This window comes from Microcystis sp. LE18-22.4A, assembly GCF_027531105.1.
GTDB lineage: Bacteria > Cyanobacteriota > Cyanobacteriia > Cyanobacteriales > Microcystaceae > Microcystis > Microcystis aeruginosa.
This window is the reverse complement of sequence record NZ_JAPZRB010000042.1, coordinates 1-4,405: the sequence shown is the minus strand read 5'-3', so window position 1 is coordinate 4,405 and position 4,405 is coordinate 1. Positions and strand designations below refer to the sequence as shown.

Sequence of the window (4,405 nt, the reverse complement as noted above, 5' to 3'; positions counted from 1 at the left end):
GTCGTCACCAGCGACGGCAAAACTCGAAACATCGAGAAAAGCACCATCATCCGGCAGGAAGGGGTAGATTTAGCAGTTTTTCAGTTTGAAAGCCTGGACAATTATCCCGTTGCGGAAATAGCGAATTATAACCCAAATACCAGAGATTATGTTTTTGCGGCAGGATTTCCGAAAATTGGCAACAATCCCTCGAAATGGTTGTTTAGTGGCGGTGCAATTCACGATAAAGAAGAGGGATTACTACAAACCCGCCAAAGTCCTTTAAGCACTCAACAAAGTGGAACATTACAAAGTGTTGCTTCTTTAACCGGAGGGTATGAATTAGTTTATACCAGCATCACATTTCGGGGCATGAGTGGCGGTGCAGTCTTAGACTCCCAGGGGAGAGTAATAGGGATTCATGGAAGTTCGGAAACAGCAGGGGTAACGGAAATTCAGTTAGGGTATAGTTTAGGGATTCCCATTAGCACTTTTATCGGATTGCAAGAAAGATTCAAGGTAAAACCGCAATTATTAACCACTGCTCAACCCCAAGTTAGCCAGCAACAAAAACAAGAAATTATTCAAGCGATTACTGGTGTTATTGTTCCTAATACCAATGCGAAGGCGGATATTTGGATAGAAAGGGGAGGACAATTATGGCGGTTATTCAGGTTTGAGGAAGCAATTAAAGCCTTTGATGAAGCGATTAAGCAAAATGACCCCAAGAATGTCTATTTAGCTTGGTATGGGAAGGGATTAATGTTATTTGCATTACGCGAACATCAAACAGCTACAGAAGCTTTGCAACAAGCGATTAATACCTTACCTAAACGGGAAGATTTAAAGGAGTTTCACAGTAGTATTTTACAACTGCAAAGTGTAGTTTATCGCTTTTTAGAAAATTATGAGCAAGCCTTAACGGTGATTAATCAGGCGATTTCTCTGTTTCCCAATAATCCTAAATCTTATATCATAAAATATCTAGTATTATATGATTTAAAACGCTATGATGAAGGATTAGCGGCGATTACTCAGGCAATTGATCTCGCTCCTCGTGCTTTTTGGTATGCGATTCGTGGGAGTAACTATTCCTTGCAAAAAAAATACGAATTAGCTTTAGATGACTTCAACAAAGCTATGAAACTTAATCCTAATTATGCTATGGCTTACTACAATCGAGGGAATCTTTACAAAGACTTGGGGAAATACGAATTAGCTTTAGCTGACTACAACCAAGCTATTAAACTTAATTCTAAGTTAGCTGAGGCTTACAACAATCGGGGGCTTCTTTACTATAACCAGCAGAAATACGAATTAGCCCTCTCTGACTACGACAAAGCTATTGAACTTGATTCTAAGTTAGCTGAGGCTTACGTCAGTCGGGGGGTTCTTTACTATGACTTGCAGAAATACGAATTAGCTTTAGCTGACTGGAACAAAGCTATTGACATTAATCCTAATTTAGCTATGGCTTACAACAATCGGGGGACTCTTTACGATGACCAACAAAAATACGAATTAGCTTTAGCTGACTACAACAAAGCTATTGAACTTAACCGTAATTTTGCTATGGCTTACTACAATCGGGGGAGTCTTTACAAAGACTTACAGAAATACGATTTAGCCCTCTCTGACTACAACAAAGCTATTGAAATCAATCGTAATGATGCTAACGCTTACTACAATCGGGGGAATCTTTACAAATCCTTGGGGAAATACGATTTAGCCCTCTCTGACTACAACAAAGCTATTGACATTAATCCTAATTATGCTGATGCTTACGGCAATCGAGGGAATCTTTACTCTGACTTGGGGAAATACGATTTAGCCCTCTCTGACTACACCAAAGCCATTAAAATTAATCCTAATGTTGCTATGGCTTACAACAATCGGGGGACTCTTTACTATGAGCAAAAAAAATACGAATTAGCTTTAGCTGACTACACCAAAGCTATTGAACTTAATCGTAATTTTGCTGAGGCTTACGCCAATCGTGGTCTTTTATATGCCGAATTAAAACAAACCGAAAAAGCAAAAATTGATCTACAACAAGCAGCTATATTATTCCGCCAACAGAATAATATGGCAACTTATGAACAAGTGATGCAGATTTTACAACAATTAGGGGGGTGAAATAGAAATCATCAATTATGGAAAGTCGAGAAATTATCAAAAAACTGAAGGATGAGGGATGGTATCAAGTAGGTACAACAGGAAGTCATCATCATTTTAAACATCCCCATAAAAAAGGGAAAGTGACTGTTCCTCACCCTAAAAAGGATATTCCCCTTAAAACCCTAATCAGTATCGAAAAACAAGCCAGTATTAAATTACGATAAAGGAGAAATGAATGATTACTTATTTAGCCACCGTTCATAAAGATAACCATAGTGATTATGGGGTACAATTTTATGACTTTCCGGGTTGTATTAGTGCAGGAGAAACCATCGAAGAAGCGAAAAAAATGGCAACTGAAGCCTTAAAAGGTCATATTTCCTTCATGTTGGCAGATGGGGACGAAATTCCCACCCCTAGCACCCTCGAAACCATTTTAACCGATGCGGATCATCAAGATGCGATCGCTTTTCTGCTCATTGAGGTATCAGAAGCTATTTTAAACCATCAGGAATTGTGTGTAAAAAACTAGGTGCAGTCCCTAGCTTGGTTTGAGGGAATAAATATGTTAAAGAAAACCTCTCAATTCTCAGGAAAAGCGCAACCCAACAACCAACACCTAAATCTGTCTGAATCTTTTTGTTGGGTTTCCTTGGGTCAACCCAATCGACGATAATTGCTATGATTACTATAATCCGTAGTCGTGGTGTTTTATATGCCATATTACGACAAAACGAAAAAGCAAAAATTGATCGACAACAAGGGAATGAAGCAGGTTATCAACAAGCTCAAAAACTAATCAGCATGATTCGCCAAGAAATGAGTAAAAATTAGGACAAAAAAAGATGGAATGGAATATTATCTTTGATGAAGCCTTTCGAGATTGGCTATACGAGCAAGAAGAAACTGTACAAGATTCAATCTTGGCTTATATTGGGCTACTTAAACAAAAAGGACCCTTGTTAGGACGACCTTATGTTGACACTCTTCAAGGCAGTCGTTACCCCAACCTTAAAGAATTGCGAGTACAGCATCAAGGACAACCTTGGCGAGTGCTTTTTGCTTTCGATCCTATCCGTCAAGCTATCATGCTAGTAGGAGGGAATAAAACTGGCGATAAAAGATGGTATGAAAAAAACATTCCCATCGCTGAAAAAAGATTTGAAGCCTATTTAAAAACCTTAACGGAGCAAAATCTATGATTACCTTTGATGAAGAAATGGATAAACTGCCCTCTGAAAGAAGGGCAAAAATTGAAGCTAAAACCCAAGAGCTTTTACAAGAAATGCAAATCATTGATGAACTTCTTCAACGCCTAGGACTTTCTTCTGAAGAAATCACGGAAAGCGAAAGTGAACAGCCCTGTTTCTCAGCAAAATCGGATGATTTAAAACAACATCTTACCCTAGAAAATTTAACCCGTATGATGAGGGAATTAGGGGGAGAATGGGAACTTACCCTTAAATTTCCTGAGCAACAAGTGATTAAATTAAGTAGTGAGCGCCCGTAGTTCCTAGGTTGGTTTGAGGGAATAAATATGTTAAAGAAAACCTCTCAATTCTCAGGAAAAGCGAAACCCAACACCCAACACCTAAATCTGTCTGAATCTTTTTGTTGGGTTTCCTTACGTCAACCCAATCGACGATAATTGCTATGATTACTAGGTTCGGTAGAGCCGATTTTTTTTAAGCATTTAACATTTAAGCACCCAATCTTCCTTCTAAAATGCCAATGATGGACAAATCCTCATCTAAGGTTTCCCAATGTAATCCCGTGCCATCACAAATTAACTCAACCTCTGCTAATTGTTCAAAGGTTGCTTTTGATAAGCGTTTATTTTTATAAGCAGGAAAACGAATTTCTCTATCGTCTTCTAAACGAATACAAATCCATTTATCTTCAACCCAAACTTTTTGAGCTTTTACTATGCTTTCATGTACCAAATACATCGTGCCATTTCCTCCGTATTATTTCTATATTTTCTGTAATGATAACTTCAGCCCGAACAATTTCTTTGGTTTTTAGACCTTTAGCATAATCCAATTCTAGCGGCTCTAGCCAAAATTTAGCATATCCGCCGCCCCGTCGAACGTGAACGTGCATGGGTTCATTGCCTTCATTGGCATAGAAAAAGAAAACATAGCCTTCCAGTCTGAAAATTTCTGGCTTGACATCCTCACCGCCGTAAACGGACGGTGATTCCCAAACCTCACGATTTAGGTTTCTGCTTCTGTCCCGAAGGATTTTTCGCACCTGCCTTAACAGATTTACTCTGTTCTGGTCTTATGGTCGCTCTACAGACTGACAC

The 4,405-nt window shown here is 38.8% G+C and carries 8 protein-coding genes; 6 read left to right on the top strand and 2 right to left on the bottom strand.

What is annotated here, in order from left to right:
- The 6 genes from O9295_RS01915 to O9295_RS01890 form a co-directional block, all read left to right on the top strand.
- The coding region (locus O9295_RS01915) for a tetratricopeptide repeat protein (RefSeq protein WP_288031240.1) at positions 1 to 2,115 on the top strand (2,115 nt) is incomplete at its 5' end.
- Between the two features lie 17 nt (positions 2,116 to 2,132).
- Positions 2,133 to 2,321 carry a type II toxin-antitoxin system HicA family toxin gene (locus O9295_RS01910; RefSeq protein ID WP_016514488.1) on the top strand — a complete coding sequence of 63 codons (189 nt, stop codon included), beginning with the start codon at positions 2,133 to 2,135 and terminating at the stop codon, positions 2,319 to 2,321.
- A gap of 11 nt (positions 2,322 to 2,332) precedes the next feature.
- Positions 2,333 to 2,629, top strand: coding sequence for a type II toxin-antitoxin system HicB family antitoxin (locus O9295_RS01905; RefSeq protein WP_002763050.1), 297 nt, complete (start codon positions 2,333 to 2,335; stop codon positions 2,627 to 2,629).
- A gap of 149 nt (positions 2,630 to 2,778) precedes the next feature.
- Complete coding sequence (locus O9295_RS01900; protein WP_288031238.1) at positions 2,779 to 2,931, top strand: hypothetical protein; 153 nt, start codon at positions 2,779 to 2,781, stop codon at positions 2,929 to 2,931.
- A gap of 11 nt (positions 2,932 to 2,942) precedes the next feature.
- A complete protein-coding gene (locus O9295_RS01895) occupies positions 2,943 to 3,299 on the top strand; it encodes a type II toxin-antitoxin system RelE/ParE family toxin (RefSeq protein WP_002735616.1) in 357 nt (118 codons plus the stop codon).
- The gene (locus O9295_RS01890) at positions 3,296 to 3,607 is read left to right on the top strand and encodes a hypothetical protein (protein WP_002804649.1); all 312 of its coding nucleotides are present in this window, start codon (positions 3,296 to 3,298) and stop codon (positions 3,605 to 3,607) included. Before O9295_RS01895 ends, O9295_RS01890 begins: the two co-directional genes overlap by 4 nt.
- Positions 3,608 to 3,797: 190 nt before the next feature.
- On the opposite strand, the gene O9295_RS01885 is transcribed toward O9295_RS01890, so the two are convergent.
- Both O9295_RS01885 and O9295_RS01880 read right to left on the bottom strand, forming a co-directional pair.
- Positions 3,798 to 4,046 carry a DUF2442 domain-containing protein gene (locus O9295_RS01885; RefSeq protein WP_002785172.1) on the bottom strand — a complete coding sequence of 83 codons (249 nt, stop codon included), beginning with the start codon at positions 4,044 to 4,046 and terminating at the stop codon, positions 3,798 to 3,800.
- On the bottom strand, positions 4,030 to 4,350 hold the full coding sequence (locus tag O9295_RS01880) for a DUF4160 domain-containing protein (protein WP_002785171.1): 321 nt from the start codon (positions 4,348 to 4,350) through the stop codon (positions 4,030 to 4,032). The genes O9295_RS01885 and O9295_RS01880 overlap by 17 nt, the downstream gene beginning before the upstream one ends.
- Positions 4,351 to 4,405 lie beyond the last annotated feature (55 nt).